Origin of the sequence: Nonomuraea sp. NPDC049709 (genome assembly GCF_040674815.1) — a bacterium.
Lineage (GTDB): Bacteria > Actinomycetota > Actinomycetes > Streptosporangiales > Streptosporangiaceae > Nonomuraea.
The window spans coordinates 1-15,442 of the sequence record NZ_JBFANM010000065.1; the positions used below are offsets into that span (position 1 = coordinate 1).

The following is a 15,442-nucleotide window of genomic DNA, read 5'->3' on the forward strand; positions in this document are numbered from 1 at the left end:
TCCCTCAAGTGGCCTGGGCGCCCGTGACCCTGGGCCGCCTTTCTTGATCTCGCCCTCGCCAGTGCCCCTCTCTCGGGCTCCCACGATCACTCTCGGGTGCGGGTGGGCCGCACCGGTTCCGGCGACTCTCGGCCGCTGGTCGCACTCGCCCCGTTTCGGGGCTTCGTCGATGCGCGCCCGATTGTCGACGATCTCCATCAGGCGGGGCCGTTGTCGAGGGTCGACCTGCAGAGGTGAGGCGGATTTGGCCGCCATCCTGGCGGCAGGAACCGGGCGCTGGCGGGTGGGGGACGCTGCGGTGGCCAGGAATGCGAGAACGGGCACCAGCTCGTCACGAGTTTGAGCACCACCGACTGATCGTTGGGGTGCGTCATGTTCACGAGTTTGAGCACCACTTCTCGATCTTGCACTGGTCGGGGTTCGTAGGGGCGAGAGCGTGACGGCCTGGTTGTGGGCGAGGCGCTAAGGTCGGTTCGCTCGGAAGTGGTTTCCGGGCTGATCTGCGCATGTGGGAGTCGGCATGGGGCCGTCGGTCATCGAGTTGGAGCCGCTGCGGGCTGCTGGTGGGTTGCTGCATCGACTCGGGCGTCGATGTGCAGGTGTTCTGTGGTTCGGCCGGTGTTGTGCAGGCGGTCGAGATCTATCGGGGCTTCGACTTCGAGCCGAGGGCGCGGGTGCTCCTCAACGGCATAGACGTGTTCTCCGTTCCTGCCGATCAGATGATCGCTGAGCTCCGTGTCGGTTTCTGAAGTCCTCTGCACTGATTCCCGAGGTCGTCTTCAAACTGACTGATCTGAACGCGCCTTGCTCATCCGAGCTTCGCGGTACGCCCGCCGCGACCCCCCAGACGGAGCCGACGACCCCGCCCGCCCTGTGACACCCGACCAATCCCGCCCCGGCCTCCGGGCCCACTTGATTTTCAGGACGCAGGTTCCCGGGCGCCCTGGTCGCTTCGGTGTCCTGTCGGTTCCTGTAGGGCGATAGCCGCGTCGTTGTCGGAGATGTCGTCCGCAGTAATCCGTTTGTGTATCACCACAGCCCGCTGTCAGTATGAGGGCCCATGCGTCACCCTCTTGACACGCTGGACTGGCCGATTTTCACCGAGCGGCTGCTGTTGCGCCGGGCTGCCCCCGACGACCTGGACGCGACCTGGGCCTTCCGGCAACTGCCGGAGACTCACGAATGGGTCGCGGCCGCCACAGAGACCTACGACGACTACCGTGAGCGTTTCCTCCGCGAGGAGCGGCTTGTAGACCTGCTCATCGTCGAACTGGACGGCCGGGTGATCGGCGACCTGACACTGAAGGTCCAGGACGGTTGGGCCCAGGAAGAGGTCGCTGACCAGGCGGAAAGCGTACAAGGAGAGCTCGGGTGGACGCTCGATCCCTCCTACGGCGGCAAGGGCTACGCCACCGAAGCGGTACGCGCCCTCATCGACATCTCCTTCAAGAGTCTTGGCCTGCGCCGCCTGCACGCGGACTGCTTCTACGACAACGAATCCTCGTGGCGGCTGATGGAGCGGGTCGGGATGCGCCGCGAACAGCACACGGTGAGAGACTCACTCCACCGCACCAAGGGATGGCTCGACGGTCTCTCATACGCGCTCCTGGCCGAGGAATGGCCCGCTCACGAGTGATTACGGCGGAGACGCTTGGGAGCCCTCGCCGGGACGAAGATCACGCTGTCACTCATACACGCGGCCGCTCTCCTGCCGGCGCTGCGGCTGAAACCCAAGGACGCCACCGCGCCGGCGAAAGGGCTGCTCGCCTGCGACTTCTTCCACGTCGACACGATCTTCTTGAGACGCCTGTACATGTTGTTCGTGATAGGGGTGGCGACGCGGCGCGTGCACGTCCTGGGCGTGACCGCCAACCCCACCGGCGCGTGGACGACCCAGCAGGCCCGCAACCTGCTCATGAACCTCAAGTAGAGGGCCGGCTCGTTTCGGTTCCTCATCCGTGATCGGGACGCCAAGTTCACCGCCGTCTTCGATGAGGTCTTCGCCGCCGAGGGTGTCACGGTGATGAAGACGCCTCCGCGGACGCCCCGCGCCAACTGCTACGCCGAGCGCTGGGTGCGCACCGTCCGGGCCGAATGCACCGACCGGATGCTGATCTACGACGAACGCCACCTTCGATCGGTCCTGGAGGAGTACGCCGAGGATTACAACGCGCACCGCCCGCACCAGTCCCGCCAACAACGCCCACCCGATGAAGACGAGCACGTTGTGGTGCCGCTGGAAGGCCGGATTCAGCGCCGAAAGATGCTCAGCCGCACCACACAGTTCCAGCGCTTCGAGCACATTGCTCGGCTGTGTCATGTCGGCGCTGCGCCCCAGGAATATCAGCTGACGCTGAGTCGGCGTACGCACTGCCAAGCGGTCCGCACCGTGATGACCAGGACCGACCCGACCATTGCCTGAGCTGGACCCTTCGGCCGAGTCGGACAGAGCACTTCTCATATCGGGGACCCGGACATACGCTTCCCAAACGTCTGCCGATGTAGCAGCGCCGCAGCTCCCAGGGGGACATGATGCCACGGCGATCCGGGGTACTGCGCTGGTCAGCGGGCATGGTGGCGGTGGCGCTCGTGGCGTGGGGACAGCCGGCACCGGCCGCAGGCGCCGTCGGGGGCTTCGTCGTGTACGGGTTCAGCCAGTCGGACGTGCACGATGAGGACCCGCAGGTCTACGAACTCGACCCGGACACCACCATCCGCGCGATCGGGAAGTGGTCCACAGCGGGGGACGAGGCGGCTGACTACAACTTCACACAGATCAACCGCTATCACGCCAAAGGCATCGCCTTCATGGGCAGCGGTACGGCGAGCGTGATCTTCCCGAAGGACTTCGCCACTGCCGAGATCTTCGACGACATGTCAACGCGCGACGCGGACGGCAATCCGGTACCCCATGACGAATTCGGTTTTCCGGAGCCGGCGCGGCGGGGCAACATCTTCAATCCCAAGTACCGCGAGTACCTCCTGTCCTGGGCACGCATCCAGGTGGACGGCGGAGTCGACGGGCTCAATTTCGACGAGATCAACGCCGGATTCAGCGGTGGGTCGAAATACGGTTTCAACGGCAACGAGGGCTTCGACGACTACGCGATCGCCGACTTCAACCGGTACCTCTTGGAGAAGTATCCGGCCTTCACCGCCGCAGACTGGAAATCGCGCTTCGGAATGACCGACGACAACATCCCCCGTCGCGACGTGCCGGCCGGCGACCTGACGGCCAACTTCAACTACCGTGCTTACCTGCGGGCCGGCGGCTGGAACCGCGACCCCCTGAACGCGGTGAACCCGCTCGCCCGCGAGTGGGGCAGGGTGGTCGCCAACCGAATGTACGCCGAGGACACGTCGTTCACCGCCACATACATCCGCCGGTACTGGAAAGAGCTGGTCGACAAGACGCGGGCGTATTCCTGGCGCACCCGGCACCGCAACGTCCTCATCTCCTCGAACGGGCTGTGGCCCTATGTGGACTTCAACAGCGTCGGCATGTACCCGTGGAACCCGGACGAGCAGACACCCGACTTCCGAGGCGCCGACTACGTGCCGGTGGTAGACGGTCACCTCAACGGCGCCAAGTCGCTCCAGTCGCAGTACCGCTACCTGAAGGAGCAGAGCGCCCGGATCGCGGGCCACGTGCCTGTCGTGGTGTTCATCGACTGGCCGAACGACATGATGACCAACTACCTCAACCTGCCGCTGCAGGAGAAGAAGGACTACTGGCAGATCTTCGGCGCCGAGGCGTACGCGAACGGCATCTTCCCCGCCTTCCACCTGAAGGACACAGTCGGCAGCCCCACCGCCACGGACCTCGGAATGATGGACTTCTTCAAGACCTACGCCCGCTTCTACAAGGATCGTCGCGCGATCTTCAGCGACAACGTGATCAGCCCCCAAGCGGTACGGGTCAGCGCGGCCCACATCGCGGCGAGCCTGCTCGTGCAGCGTGGCACCGGAAAGCGCTCCCTCCACCTCGTCAACCACAACTACGACCAGGGCATCACACCCCATTCAGGGTTCACTGTGGAGGCTGACCTCGGCTCCTGCCCGCGTCACGTCTCGCTGGTCTCGCCAGATTTTCCGCAGTCGAAGTCGCCGGCATTCTCCTGCCGGCACGGCAAGCTGAAACTGACCGTCGACCGCCTCGACCACTACAACATCATCCAGCTGTAGCCGGAGCCAGGGGCGTGTCCCGTGGCCGGACAGTCCCGCCCTCACGACCACATCATGGGCCTGTCATCTGACGGATCCAGCGCGGTGAGCGGCTGGCCCAGCCTGCTTGTCAGGTCGGCGATCACCAGCTCGGTGAGCGTGCCTGGGAAGGTGTGCCGGTCGAATTTGACGTCCCGGACCATCGTCCAGCGGCCGGCGGATGCGGAAGCCCGCTCGGTGAACAGCCGGATCGCGTCGGCCGGTTGGAGCGGCTCGACCAGGTACACGGTCTCGCCCGCCAGGCCGAGCGGCTCCCGGCTGGTGGCCAGGACGTTCGCCCCCGGCGCCGCGCGCAGCAGCAGATCCACGAGCTCGGCGGCCGGCTCGACGACCTGTTCGCAGTTGTCGAGCACGAGCAGTATCCGGCGCTCGCGCAGGGCGGCGGCCAGCCGGTCGGCGGGCGCCCCGGCCGTTCCGGGGCCCGGCGTACCGGCTGGGACGTAGCCGGGGCGCGGTGGGCTGGTCGGAACGTGGTCGGGGTGCGGCGGGCCGGCCGGGACGTCGCCGCTCAGGCCGAGCGTGGCGGCGACCGCCTGCGCGAGGTCGGCCACGCCCCCGCGCTGGTCGGCGAGCTCGACCAGCCACACCCCATCCGGGAAGCGCGCACCCCGCGACGAGTCCTCCGGCGCCGCGATTCGCGTCGCGGCCTCCACCGCGACCCGCGTCTTGCCCACCCCGCCCGGCCCGATCAACGTGACAAGGCGGGCGCCGCCGAGAAGCCGGTCAACCTCCTCCAGAGCAGGCCCGCGCCCGACCAGAGCGGTGAGCTGGGCGGGAAGATTCGACACCAGGCGATCGGGAACCCCAGGAGGCGGGCCGAGCGACGCGTCCTGGCGCAGGATCGCCTGGTGGAGCGCGGCCAGCTCCGGGCTGGGGTCGACGCCGAGCTCGTCCGCCAGCCGGTGCCGCAACTCCTCGTACGACGCCAGCGCCTCGCCCTGGCGACCGGCCAGGTAGAGGGCCCGGAGCTGTACGGCGCGCAGCCGTTCACGCAGCGGATGGCGGGCTACCAGAGCGGCGAGTTCCCCGGTGAGCAAGAGGTCGTCACCCGCGGCCAGGCGGGTCTCGGCCTGCTCCTCCACGACGGCGAGGCGCTGCTCGTTCAGACGGTGCGCCCCCGCGCGGGCGAACTCCTCGTCGGCGAAGTCGGCGTACGCCGGACCGCGCCACAGTTCGAGCGCCTCGGCGAGCAGCGCGGCCCGCGCCACCGGGCCGGCGGAGCGGGCCCCGGCCACCAGGGCCAGGAACCGGTCCGCGTCCACCTCGTCGGCCGGACCGAGGCGCAGCAGGTAGCCCGGCGCCTGGTAGGCCACCCGGTCGCGCCCGACAACCCGGCGTAGCTGGGAGACCTTGGCCTGCAAGGCGTTGGCGGGGTTGCCCGGTGGCCGTGCCCCCACAGGTCGTCGATGAGCCGATGAGCGGCGACCGGTCGCCCCTCGTGTACGAGCAGATCGGCGAGCAGCGCCCTGACCTTGACTTCGAGAACCTTGACCGGCCGGCCCTCGTCGTCCCGCACCATCAGCGGGCCGAGCACTCCGAACCACACACTGATCACCGTACACAGCGCCGCCCGGCAGACCGTCAGCGGCCATCAGCGGACCATCAGCCACTCCGAAGCGCTCAGGAGCACAGTCGAACTCAGCCCCACCACATAGAGAGATCGGACCAGGACCATGACCGGCTCAGCGTTGACCTCCCGCCTGTTCGAACCCGCCAGGCTCGGCTCCCTCCACCTCCCCAATCGGCTGGTGATGGCGCCGCTGACGCGTAACCGCGCGTCGGCCGACGGCGTCCCCGCGCCGATCATGGCGACGTACTATGCCCAGCGCGCGTCCGCCGGGTTGATCATCGCCGAGGCCACCACGCCGAAGGCGGTCGGGTAGACCTATCCCGACATTCCTGCCATCTACCACGACGCGCACGTGGCCGGCTGGCGGCGCGTGACCGGCGCGGTGCGCGCCGCGGGCGGCACGATGTTCCTGCAGTTGCAGCACGGCGGCCGGATCGGCCACCCGGACACCACCGGGCTGACGCCGGTCGCGCCCTCGCCGGTGGTGTTCCCCGACTCGATCCACACGCCCGGCGGAGCCAGGCCGGGGGTCGTGCCCCGCGAGATGACCGTCGCGGAGATCCGATCCACCGTGGACGACGTCGCCGCCGCCGCCCGGCGGGCCATCGACGCCGGGTTCGAGGGAGTCGAGGTGCACGGCGCCAACGGTTACCTCATCCACCAGTTCCTCTCGGACGTCACCAACCGGCGCGGCGACGCCTACGGCGGCTCGGTGGCCGGGCGCATCCGCTTCGCGGTCGAGGTGGTCGAGGCCGTCGCCGACGCGATCGGTCCCGACCGGGTGGGCCTGCGCATCGCACCCGGTGTCACGGCCAACGCCATGCGCGAGCACGACATCGAGCACGTCTATCCCGCGCTCGTCGGCGCGCTGGCGAACAAGGGCCTGGCCTACCTGCACGTGGTGTTCGCCGACCCCGCCCAGCCCCTGTTCCACCGCATCCGCGCCGATTGGCGGGCGGCATTGATCGCCAACCCGTCGCTGCCCTGGCCGACCCCGTTCCCCGCCGACGGCGGCCGGCACGCGGGCGAGCGGCTGCTCGCGGCGGGCGCCGACCTGATCTCGCTCGGCCGCGCCTTCCTGGCCAACCCCGACCTGGTCGAACGGTTCCGCCGCGGCGCACCGCTCAACCTGGTGCGCGTGGAGCACTGGTACGGGGCTGGCGAGCTCGGCTACACCGACTACCCGGCGCTGGCCGCCCGGGAGGAGCGCGCTCCGGTCGCGGTCTGATCTCCTGCCGTGATCTTCAGTACGGCCGCTACCAGGTCTTCCGCACAAGCCCACAGACCCGGACATCGTGCCGAACGCGGACGACGTCGTTGCGATTGAGGTGCTATATATTCATTATAGGTAGCATTAACTCAAATCAGAGGAGCGCCGGCATGGAGTTCATCGCTCTGGCAGGGCTGGGCGGGATCGGGTTCGTGCTCGTGGGAATCGTGGTCAATGTCCTCTACCTCCGCTCCGGCCTCCCGCTGCCGACTTCGGGCAAGGGCCTGGACGCGGCCACCGACTCGTTCGACGGGATCGCGGACGCGCTGAAGAAGCCGTCGGTGCTCGTACCGGTGACGTGGCTGTGCCTGACGCTCTTCGCGGCCGGGCTGCTGTCGGTGCTGTGGCGCGGAAACGCCGATCAGACGGCGTGGGCGCTGGTGGGCTTCGCCGGCGTGCTGCTGCAGAACGCGACGTTCGCCTGCGTCGAGGCGCTCCGGTTCGGCATGGCCACCGCCGCCCGCCATGGACGCGGCTCGATGGCGGGGCTGTGGGGGATGAGCAACGTGCTGTTCGGGCTCAACCAGACATTCCTGGCCATGGCGCTGCTCGGCTTCACCGTGGCCGGGGTCAGTGGTGGTCTCGTCCCCCTCTGGCAGGCGTACCTGGGATACATCAGCGCGGCGCTGCTTGTCGTGTCCTCGCTCGCCGCCCCGTACAACGTCGAGGGCGGCAACCGCCTCGGACTGGCCGGGCTGATCGGGTGGCTGGGCTGGATCTCCTGGATCGTCGCGTACAGCGTCACCCTGCTGCTGCGATAGCTTGCCCTACGCTACACATCATGAGCGCAGAGGGGACCCGGCGCCGCTACGACTCCCTCCGCCGTACGGCCCAGGCGATGGAGACGCGCGCCGACATCGCCCAGGCCGCGCGCCGGCTCTTCGTCGCCCGGGGCTGGACGGCGACGACCGTACGCGACGTCGCCCGCGAGGCGGGAGTCTCCGTGCCGACGGTCTACTCGGTGTACGGCAACAAGGCCGGCCTGACCAGGGCACTTGCGGACGCCGCCGGCCTGTCCGCCGACCCCTCCCGGCAACTCGCCGAACTGGAGGCACCGGAAGCGACACCCGAGCGGCAGCTCGCCGTGATGGCGGCCTTCGACCGGCGATTGTTCGAACACGCCGGAGACGTCATCGTGCCCCTGCGCGAAGCCGCCCGTACGGAGCCGGAACTGGCCACCCTCTACCACGAAAGCCGCGCCCGCGCCGACGAGACCCGCGTGGCGGTGTTCTCCTCGTGGCAGGCCGGTACCCTCCGCCCCGGCCTCGACGTGCGGGCCGCCGCCGACATCTACGCGGGCATGTGCAGCATCGACGTCTACACCACGCTCACCGCCGAACGCGGCTGGCCGCCGGACCGCGTCGAGCGATGGTGGGGCGAAGCGCTGGCCCGCGAACTCCTGAACACCCCGCCGAACCACCGCTAGGCACTGAGACGCTCCCCTCCCGGAACCTCCAGCGGTGGCCGGGACGTCCGTGCAGAGTCCGGGTTCGGGGGAGCGATCGCGCAGCTCAGAAGTACTTCGAGGTCAGGTCGGTGGTGGGCCAGGAGGACACGGTCACCTTGTTCATGTCGTCGTCGATACCGTCGTAGTCGAGCGACCCGCTCTCCTCGCGCCGGTTGAACAGCAGGGCGTAGCTGAACCCGTTCTGCAGCCGCGCGAGGTAGGCGAACGTGCCCGGCATCGAGCCGTTGTGCCAGGTGTTGAGGTGGCCGGTGACCTGGCGGCACCACCAGCCGCCGCCGTACCAGGAGCCGTACTCGTTGACGCCGGTCTCCGGCTTTGCCACCAGCTTGGCGATCGAGGCCGAGCTCAGCACGGTGCCCGGCCGGTCGAAGGCCAGGGTCCAGCGGACCAGGTCCACGGCGGAGGCCAGCCAGCCGCCGTTGGCGTCCTGGTTGGGCATGTTGAAGCCGCCGTAGGGGTACGGGACGGTGGTGCCGGAGGTGTCCAGCACGGTCTTGTTCGTGTACTGCGACTCGTAGCGGACCTCGCCGGCCGCGGCCTCGGTCCTGAGGCTCTCGCCGAGTTGCATGCGGGTGATGCCGAGCGGCTGGAGCAGCTTGGTCTTGATGTACGTCTCGTAGGGCTGTCCCGAGACCTTCTCGATGATCCGGCCGAGCAGCAGGTACCCGTAGTTGCTGTAGACCATCTTGGTGCCCGGGGCGTGGTCGAGCGGGCGGGCGGTGGCGTACCGGATGATGTCGTCGTGCCCGATCGGCAGCGGCACGTCGAGCGCGGCCGAGATGGTGTGGTCCAGCCAGAGCTGGTCCTTGGAGACGTCGCGGTCCCAGCCGCCGAGGTGCTGCATGAGGCGGAGCACGGTGACCTGCTCCATCCGGGCGTCGGCCGGGGTGAGGCCGAGCAACTGGGTGACTTTGGCCGACAGGCTCAGCTTGCCGTCCTGCACCAGGCGCATGACGGCGGCCGAGGTGATGTTCTTGCTCAGGCTGGCGATCCGGAACAACGACGTCGGCGACGGGACGGACGGCACCCTGGAGTAGTCGTCGTAGCAGTAGCCGCGCGCGAGCAGGATCTTGCCGTTCTTCATGATGGCCAGCTGCGCCGCCCTGATCTGGCGATCCAGCACGAACCACTTGAGCAGGTTGTCGTACCCCGCCAGTTGCGTCGGCGCGGTTCCCGTCACCCGTACGACAGGGGCGGGTGGCGCCGCCTGCGCCGGTCGCCCGGCGATCAGCGCCGCCGGCGCCGCCGCGAGAAGAGTTCTGCGGGAAAGGCCGATCACTTATGCCCCTTACATCACATCCGATACTTGAGTCACATAGCTTACGGATGTCGTGGTCCTCGTCGAAGCGGACCGGCAGGCGTAGCGAGCGGCTGCACCGCTGGCTTCACCCCGCGGGCTCTCCGGGAGGCTTCGCCGCGGTCCGAGTCCGCCCGCCCGAGTCGGCCAGTCAAGGGCGGCGGAAAGGGGCAGCTCTGCGGTACTCGCTGATCAGCCCGGTGACGGTGCTTCGACGGTGGATCCGGGCGGTCATGCCGATCACCTCGTGGGGATCGTGCCTGCCGGCGAAGAAAGAGGGCACCGAGCAGCGGAAGCCGAAAATCGCTTCGATCTCACCCTGCAGCACTGCGACGTCGACCGCAGGCCTGGCCGGGGCCGAGAAGGCGCTCATCCCGTCACCGTCCCAGCGCCCGCGGGGCGCGAAGAAGCGTGCGAGTGCACCCACCAGGCGAGCGGAAGTGCGATCAGCACCACCGCCTGGATCGCGAGCAACGCCGGAACGATGCCCCAACGGTCTGCCACCAGGCCGGCTCCCAGGGCGACGAGCGCGTAGAGCACGCTGCCGAGCAGCGACGCAAGCGAACCCATCGTCGCGCGTTCCCGGTCGGTGAACTCGCGCTGCAGCAACGTCTGCTGGGCGATTGTCGACATGCCGTAGGCCGGTGACCCAAGCAGCACGGGCGAGAATACCGTCGGCTTGACCAGCGCCACGAAGTTCGCCACGTTGTCGAACAGCTCACCGAACAGCAGAGTGCGGGCCGCGCCCACCCGGCCGATCACCCAACCACTGACGCGGAAGCCGACGAAGGCCACGCCATGGCCGAAGGTACGCCACAGGCCCAGCGCCCAGAGCGGCCACAGCCCTGCCACGAAAACAGGCGACAACTGGGCCGCGCCTTCGCTGCTGTAACGAAGCGCCGACACCAGAGTCATCCGGCGGAGCACCGGATTACGGCGGATGCCGCGCAGGGCCGATCCGAGGTGCACCAGCACGTTCGATTCCAGTGGGCCGTGCACCCGCGGTTCCCGGACCCGCAAGGCGACGAGCACGCACAGCACCTGCGGCACGACCGACAGCACGACCACCACACGCAGCGACCACGCGCCGGCGACCACGCCGCCTATGGCTGCCGCCAGTGCGAGCGCGATCTGGAACATCGAGTTCACCCGGCCCGAGTGCCGGGGGAACTCCTCCTCCCGGCCGGCTTCGAGCAACGTGTCGTAGAGCAGGGACTCGTTGTTGCCGCTCCACAGTGAAGTCGCCAAACCCTCCAGCACAACAGCAGCCAGGAGGAGGCCGTAGCCCGAAGCGCCGGCGTACCCGAGATGGGCGGCCACCATGACGACGGCACCGGCGATCATCGTGCCGCGTCGGCCGAGGCGGTCGGAGAGCACCCCGGTAGGGACTTCGAACGCTGCCGAAGACAGCATCTTCACCGCCAGGAGGCTGGCGGCAGCGGTGTACGAGCCGGTGACCTGCGCGAAGTAGATGACCATAATCGGCCCGTACATGCGGAAGTCGCCGAAGAAGTTGAACCAGCTCAGCAGGCGGACATGCCGGTTGACAGTCTGATCAGCGGAGTTCGGAGCAGGCGGAGCTGACCTCGACCGTTGAGATTTCCTGCCGAACGGGGCAGCGATCAGGCGTTCGACCAGGACACGTACACGAAGCAGTGAAGAATGACGAGCGGACACAGCAGAACTCCCGGAAAGGCGAACGGAGGCGCCAAACAGCGCCAAGGGCCGGTGACGCGTGTCACCTCGCCCCGGCGACCGGGATGTGTGCTGACTTTGCTGCTACACGCGCGGCGTTACAAGCCTGCGACTGCGGTCACCAGGGGGCGAACGGAAGCTCCGGTCATCGTTGTAGACATCAGTGCTCCTCAATTCCCCAGGCGGACGGGATTCCGCAACGGCTTCAACTCTAGTGTCCTGCGCCTGATATTTCAGCTGTAAGGACAAATGCTGCTTTTATGTCGCATCGAGGCCCACGGGCTGTCGAGGTTGTGCTTTCGGAGAAGGAACGCACCGAGTTGTCACGCTGGGCGGAAGGCGAGGCAGGCGCCCGGGAGGTCGAGCGCGCACAGATCGTCCTGGCCTGTGGGGATGGTGCATCAGGTGCCCGGATGGCTGCCGACTTGAGTGTGAACGTGGCGACGGTGCGCACGTGGCGTTCCCCGTTCGCGGCTGACCGGCCGGCGGGCCTGGCGGACGAGCCGCGGTCGAGTCGGCGCAAGGCGGACCTGGTCTTGTCCGAGGCCGAGCAGGCGCAGTCGATGCGCTGGGCCCGACGGTCGAAGACCGCACAGTTCTTCGCGTTGCGCGCCGGGATCGTGCTGCGCTGCGCCGAGGGCGGCACGAACAGTCAGGTCGGTGCCGAACTCGGCACCGCACCGGGGACGGTCGATCGCTGGCGGGCGAGGTTCATCGCCAAGCGCCTGGACGGCCTGCAGGACGAGCCCCGCTCGGGCCGGCCGCCCTCGATCCTGCTCGATCAGGTCAAGACCCTGAGCTGATCCAACCGTAGCCGCCCCAGATACGGCGTCAGGTAGAGGCGGATGTGGCCCTCATAGGAGCGGCGGGTGGTCCCCTCCATCTTCCGCTTGCGGTCGGGTGTAGTCGGGGTCCGTCGGTTCTCGAGGTCGCCCGCACGGATTTTCACGCTCGGCTGCGCTCCTGTCCGAGCGCGACGAGACGTGCGCCGGGGAACGAGCTATGCACCGTCGTTGCCATCCCTCAGGGAATGGATCATGCTCCGCAGGATCCGGAACGCGTCTGACCGCTCGGTCTCGGTCATCCCGGCCAGCATTCTGACCTCGACGGACCGGACCGCTACGGTCGCCTTCTCGAGGCTCCGTCGGCCGCGAGGCGTGAGCCGCGTGGGAAGAACCTTCCCGACGGGTGCCTCCGCGGGCCTGGTCACGTAGCCGTCTCGTTCCAGGGCCTGGAGCAGCACGTTCATCGTCTGCCGGGTCACGAACGCGCCCCGCGCGAGCTCGGAGTTCGACAAGCCCGGTCGTTGAGCCAGCAGTTCGAGGCAGGAGTAGTGCGTCACGCTCATCCCGAGCGGCCGCAGCACCTCCTCCATGGCTGCACGGAGGGCGCTCGACGCCTCTTTCAGCAGGTAGCCCAGGGACGTCTCCAGGTCGACGCCGACACCGTTTTGACTCATGTCAGCATTCTGACATAGATTGACCTGTGTCAGAAAGCTGACACGAAGACAAGGAGCATCATCATGCCCGCCACCGGCCCCGACTTCATCTCGCTCCAAGCGCGCGACCTCGACGCTTCGCAGGCGTTCTACGAGCAGTACCTCGGCCTCGTCCGCTCGCAGACCGGACCTCCGCACGCCGTCGTCTTCGAGACGAAGCCGATCGCGTTCGCACTCCGCGACATCGTGCCCGGCACCGATCTCGCATCCGCTGCTCAGCCCGGCATCGGTGCCACGATCTGGCTCCACGCCACAGACGTCCAAGCCATTCACGATGCTCTGGCCGCCGACGGTCACACCATCGTCTCCGCACCGATCGACGGCCCCTTCGGTCGGACCTTCACCTTCGCCGACCCCGACGGCTACCAGATCACTTTTCACGATCGCGCCTGACAGGCCAAACGCCACCGGACGATCATCGGCCCCAAAGACCGAGGTTGCGCCCGAGGCTCGAGAATCCAGGCGACGTTTGTTCGCCCGGGGTGATCACTTTTCCTGCTCCTCACACGTGAGGTGAACGGAGTGTGACGTCGAGGCCGGCGGTCATGGCACGGCGCGTCGAGGGCCGGATAGAGGTCGAGGTCTCCCAAGGACAGCGGTTCCTGCGCCGCCCATCCGGAAGACCTCGACGTGCCCGACGCTACCGTCGGCGCGGGCTTCGCCTGCGCTGATCTGACCGCCTCCTGCCGACTCGACGAACTCGGACTCGAGGTCACCGGCCAACGACTCGACCCCGACCGTGCCGTCCTCACCTGCCGTGTCGTGCACGCGTTACATGACGCAGGCGACCGCCAAGTGGACGACGGCCTCCGGCACGCCGAAATCGAAGGTTCGCTACTCGGGCGCCGTGAAGTTGCGGGCCAGCGGTCCCTGCCAGCTCATCGAGGGCCATCGGCGAGCTTGCCCCCACCGGCCGACTTCACCCGGCGTACTGCTGGGACGCGCTCCCGAACGCGTGACGGAGCGCCAGTAGCTCAATGGCCTTGGACAGATCAGCGCGGACCAGCACCGTCAGCAGGCCGAACAAGCATCGCACCAACCGGTGGACGAGCGACAACACCACCTCGCGATGGCCGCAGCCGTTGCCCTGATTCGCAGCGAAACCCAAGTTCAGAGTACGAAATCGCATTTTCAAGCGGGACACGGTACGTGTGTTCAGTCGACGACGGCGCCTCCGGTGATGTTGACCTCCGTGGCGGTCATCGTCGCGGCACGGTCGGAGGCGACGAAGGCGGCGACGTTGGCGACGTCTTCGAGTCGCGGCCGGCGGTGGAGCAAGGTTACGTTCGCCTCCGGGTCATCGTCGGGCGGGTTGGATGGATCGGGTGAGCCGGGAGAGAGCAGCCAGCAGACCCGGATGCCGTGGGGGCCGAGTTCGCTGGCGAGCTGGCGGCACAGGCCGGCGAGGGCGGACCAGGCCATGTGGGAGCCACCGAGGCGGGGGATGGCTTCCCGGCCGCCGCCCATGGCCAGGATCACGCCGGTGCGACGGCCGATCATGTGGCGGGCGACGGCGGTGGCCAGGGTCAGGTGGGTGGTGACTGCCTTGATGACGGGGCGCAGCACGTCGTCTTCGGCCATGTCGACCAGCGGGGTGCCCTGCAGGTCGTCGTTGGACGTGGCGTTGAAGGCGATGTCGATGCCCGCAGAGCGCTGGGCGACGGTATCGGCGTGCTGCTCGACCGCGGCTCGGTCGGTCGCATCGAGTGGGGCGACCTCGACGCGCCCCCCGGCTTGGGAGATGGCGTCGGCCAGGTCCTCCAGAGGCTCCCGAGTGCGTCCGGTCAGGTGGACCGTGGCGCCTTCGCCGGCAAAGACGCGGGCGACCGCCGAGCCGATCGCTCCGGCGCCGCCGTAGACGATGGCGGTCTTGTTCTCCAGCAGCATGACGGCCCCTTCGGCACGTGTGGGCTGTGATCGATGAGGGAAGGTGGCGGATGGTCGCACAGGTACTGGTCGCACAGTTCCGGTCCAACCCGATGCCTTCCCGTGTGCCCGGTGCGACCGCGAGCGAACCCGAAGCTCATCGGTCCGGCCCCGCCTCTGTTGTGACGCACATTCGGATGCCCCTGCGTACCCGATGGGGATCGTCTGAACACGTCCGCGGCCTCGCCGCGATGATGACCGGCCGCAACGGTCACCTGCTCGACGACTGGATCGCCACGACCGCGGCAGGAAGCTCACCCCCATCCGGCCGCTTCCGCCACGGGTCTACGTCGCGACCATGCCGCGGTCACCGCCGGGTTGACACTGCCCCACAGCAGCGGCGCGGTCGAGGGCATCGTCGACAAGATCAAATTTCTGAGGAGGCAGATGAGCTTCCGCCACTGCGTGCGGGAGCCCGCGTTCCGCGACCAGCACGGTATGCCGGTCGTGACGGTCTGAGCCATGAGGGTGTGCGGGGCCCCGCACACCCTCAT

General features: G+C 68.0%; 17 protein-coding genes and 2 pseudogenes. 12 read left to right on the forward strand and 7 right to left on the reverse strand.

All coding sequences use genetic code 11. The annotated features are described in order from the left end of the window. Positions 1 to 506 precede the first annotated feature (506 nt). The 5 genes from AB0J69_RS45170 (at position 507) to AB0J69_RS45190 (ending at position 4,185) form a co-directional block, all read left to right on the forward strand. On the forward strand, positions 507 to 749 hold the full coding sequence (locus AB0J69_RS45170) for a hypothetical protein (RefSeq protein WP_364131562.1): 243 nt from the start codon (positions 507 to 509) through the stop codon (positions 747 to 749). Between the two features lie 311 nt (positions 750 to 1,060). Beyond that, positions 1,061 to 1,636, forward strand: coding sequence for a GNAT family N-acetyltransferase (locus AB0J69_RS45175; protein ID WP_364131565.1), 576 nt, complete (start codon positions 1,061 to 1,063; stop codon positions 1,634 to 1,636). Positions 1,637 to 1,651: 15 nt separating this feature from the next. Then, positions 1,652 to 1,930, forward strand: coding sequence for a hypothetical protein (locus AB0J69_RS45180; RefSeq protein ID WP_364131568.1), 279 nt, complete (start codon positions 1,652 to 1,654; stop codon positions 1,928 to 1,930). A gap of 93 nt (positions 1,931 to 2,023) precedes the next feature. Further along, positions 2,024 to 2,422 (forward strand): integrase core domain-containing protein, encoded by a 399-nt coding sequence (locus tag AB0J69_RS45185; RefSeq protein ID WP_364131570.1) that lies wholly within the window; start codon positions 2,024 to 2,026, stop codon positions 2,420 to 2,422. A gap of 149 nt (positions 2,423 to 2,571) precedes the next feature. Next, positions 2,572 to 4,185: a hypothetical protein gene (locus AB0J69_RS45190; RefSeq protein ID WP_364131572.1), complete on the forward strand. Its 1,614-nt coding sequence runs from the start codon at positions 2,572 to 2,574 to the stop codon at positions 4,183 to 4,185. Positions 4,186 to 4,226: 41 nt separating this feature from the next. Here the strand turns inward: AB0J69_RS45190 and AB0J69_RS45195 are convergent, their stop codons facing one another. Next, positions 4,227 to 5,621, reverse strand: a complete 1,395-nt coding sequence (locus AB0J69_RS45195; RefSeq protein ID WP_364131575.1) for a BTAD domain-containing putative transcriptional regulator — start codon at positions 5,619 to 5,621, stop codon at positions 4,227 to 4,229. A 276-nt stretch (positions 5,622 to 5,897) separates the two neighbouring features. Here AB0J69_RS45195 and AB0J69_RS45200 point away from each other — a divergent pair. The 3 genes and pseudogenes from AB0J69_RS45200 (at position 5,898) to AB0J69_RS45210 (ending at position 8,490) form a co-directional block, all read left to right on the forward strand. Continuing rightward, positions 5,898 to 7,022 (forward strand): annotated as a pseudogene (locus AB0J69_RS45200) (alkene reductase). 152 nt (positions 7,023 to 7,174) lie between these two features. Next, the gene (locus AB0J69_RS45205; protein ID WP_364131577.1) at positions 7,175 to 7,825 is read left to right on the forward strand and encodes a hypothetical protein; all 651 of its coding nucleotides are present in this window, start codon (positions 7,175 to 7,177) and stop codon (positions 7,823 to 7,825) included. 20 nt (positions 7,826 to 7,845) lie between these two features. Next, on the forward strand, positions 7,846 to 8,490 hold the full coding sequence (locus tag AB0J69_RS45210; RefSeq protein WP_364131580.1) for a TetR/AcrR family transcriptional regulator: 645 nt from the start codon (positions 7,846 to 7,848) through the stop codon (positions 8,488 to 8,490). Positions 8,491 to 8,575: 85 nt separating this feature from the next. Here the strand turns inward: AB0J69_RS45210 and AB0J69_RS45215 are convergent, their stop codons facing one another. The 3 genes from AB0J69_RS45215 to AB0J69_RS45225 form a co-directional block, all read right to left on the reverse strand. Next, on the reverse strand, positions 8,576 to 9,811 hold the full coding sequence (locus AB0J69_RS45215) for a serine hydrolase domain-containing protein (protein ID WP_364131582.1): 1,236 nt from the start codon (positions 9,809 to 9,811) through the stop codon (positions 8,576 to 8,578). A 169-nt stretch (positions 9,812 to 9,980) separates the two neighbouring features. After that, positions 9,981 to 10,202 carry a hypothetical protein gene (locus AB0J69_RS45220; protein ID WP_364131584.1) on the reverse strand — a complete coding sequence of 74 codons (222 nt, stop codon included), beginning with the start codon at positions 10,200 to 10,202 and terminating at the stop codon, positions 9,981 to 9,983. After that, positions 10,199 to 11,506, reverse strand: a complete 1,308-nt coding sequence (locus tag AB0J69_RS45225; protein WP_364131586.1) for an MFS transporter — start codon at positions 11,504 to 11,506, stop codon at positions 10,199 to 10,201. Before AB0J69_RS45225 ends, AB0J69_RS45220 begins: the two co-directional genes overlap by 4 nt. A 311-nt stretch (positions 11,507 to 11,817) precedes the next feature. Here AB0J69_RS45225 and AB0J69_RS45230 point away from each other — a divergent pair, with 311 nt between their 5' ends. Continuing rightward, positions 11,818 to 12,327, forward strand: coding sequence for a helix-turn-helix domain-containing protein (locus AB0J69_RS45230; RefSeq protein WP_364131589.1), 510 nt, complete (start codon positions 11,818 to 11,820; stop codon positions 12,325 to 12,327). A gap of 197 nt (positions 12,328 to 12,524) precedes the next feature. Here AB0J69_RS45230 and AB0J69_RS45235 read toward each other — a convergent pair whose 3' ends face one another. Further along, positions 12,525 to 12,983, reverse strand: a complete 459-nt coding sequence (locus tag AB0J69_RS45235) for a MarR family transcriptional regulator (RefSeq protein ID WP_364131592.1) — start codon at positions 12,981 to 12,983, stop codon at positions 12,525 to 12,527. Between the two features lie 63 nt (positions 12,984 to 13,046). Between AB0J69_RS45235 and AB0J69_RS45240 the strand changes: the two genes are divergently transcribed. Further along, on the forward strand, positions 13,047 to 13,415 hold the full coding sequence (locus tag AB0J69_RS45240) for a VOC family protein (RefSeq protein WP_364131594.1): 369 nt from the start codon (positions 13,047 to 13,049) through the stop codon (positions 13,413 to 13,415). A 237-nt stretch (positions 13,416 to 13,652) separates the two neighbouring features. Further along, positions 13,653 to 13,787: pseudogene (locus AB0J69_RS45245) on the forward strand (ISL3 family transposase); the annotation flags it as partial. Between the two features lie 154 nt (positions 13,788 to 13,941). On the opposite strand, the gene AB0J69_RS45250 reads toward AB0J69_RS45245, so the two are convergent. Beyond that, a complete protein-coding gene (locus AB0J69_RS45250; protein ID WP_364131731.1) occupies positions 13,942 to 14,157 on the reverse strand; it encodes a hypothetical protein in 216 nt (71 codons plus the stop codon). Positions 14,158 to 14,177: 20 nt separating this feature from the next. Further along, the gene (locus tag AB0J69_RS45255; protein WP_364131597.1) at positions 14,178 to 14,909 is read right to left on the reverse strand and encodes an SDR family oxidoreductase; all 732 of its coding nucleotides are present in this window, start codon (positions 14,907 to 14,909) and stop codon (positions 14,178 to 14,180) included. Positions 14,910 to 15,266: 357 nt separating this feature from the next. Between AB0J69_RS45255 and AB0J69_RS45260 the strand changes: the two genes are divergently transcribed. After that, a complete protein-coding gene (locus tag AB0J69_RS45260) occupies positions 15,267 to 15,407 on the forward strand; it encodes a hypothetical protein (RefSeq protein WP_364131600.1) in 141 nt (46 codons plus the stop codon). Positions 15,408 to 15,442: the final 35 nt, after the last annotated feature.

What these genes read in the sequence shown, in the direction of transcription:
- AB0J69_RS45185 (WP_364131570.1), top strand. Translation starts at nt 2,024, where the DNA reads ATGAAGACGCCTCCGCGGACGCCCCGCGCCAACTGCTACGCCGAGCGC.
- AB0J69_RS45205 (WP_364131577.1), top strand. Translation starts at nt 7,175, where the DNA reads ATGGAGTTCATCGCTCTGGCAGGGCTGGGCGGGATCGGGTTCGTGCTC.
- AB0J69_RS45255 (WP_364131597.1), bottom strand. Translation starts at nt 14,909, where the DNA reads ATGCTGCTGGAGAACAAGACCGCCATCGTCTACGGCGGCGCCGGAGCG.
- AB0J69_RS45235 (WP_364131592.1), bottom strand. Translation starts at nt 12,983, where the DNA reads ATGAGTCAAAACGGTGTCGGCGTCGACCTGGAGACGTCCCTGGGCTAC.
- AB0J69_RS45210 (WP_364131580.1), top strand. Translation starts at nt 7,846, where the DNA reads ATGAGCGCAGAGGGGACCCGGCGCCGCTACGACTCCCTCCGCCGTACG.
- AB0J69_RS45220 (WP_364131584.1), bottom strand. Translation starts at nt 10,202, where the DNA reads ATGAGCGCCTTCTCGGCCCCGGCCAGGCCTGCGGTCGACGTCGCAGTG.
- AB0J69_RS45175 (WP_364131565.1), top strand. Translation starts at nt 1,061, where the DNA reads ATGCGTCACCCTCTTGACACGCTGGACTGGCCGATTTTCACCGAGCGG.
- AB0J69_RS45240 (WP_364131594.1), top strand. Translation starts at nt 13,047, where the DNA reads ATGCCCGCCACCGGCCCCGACTTCATCTCGCTCCAAGCGCGCGACCTC.
- AB0J69_RS45190 (WP_364131572.1), top strand. Translation starts at nt 2,572, where the DNA reads ATGGTGGCGGTGGCGCTCGTGGCGTGGGGACAGCCGGCACCGGCCGCA.
- AB0J69_RS45170 (WP_364131562.1), top strand. Translation starts at nt 507, where the DNA reads ATGTGGGAGTCGGCATGGGGCCGTCGGTCATCGAGTTGGAGCCGCTGC.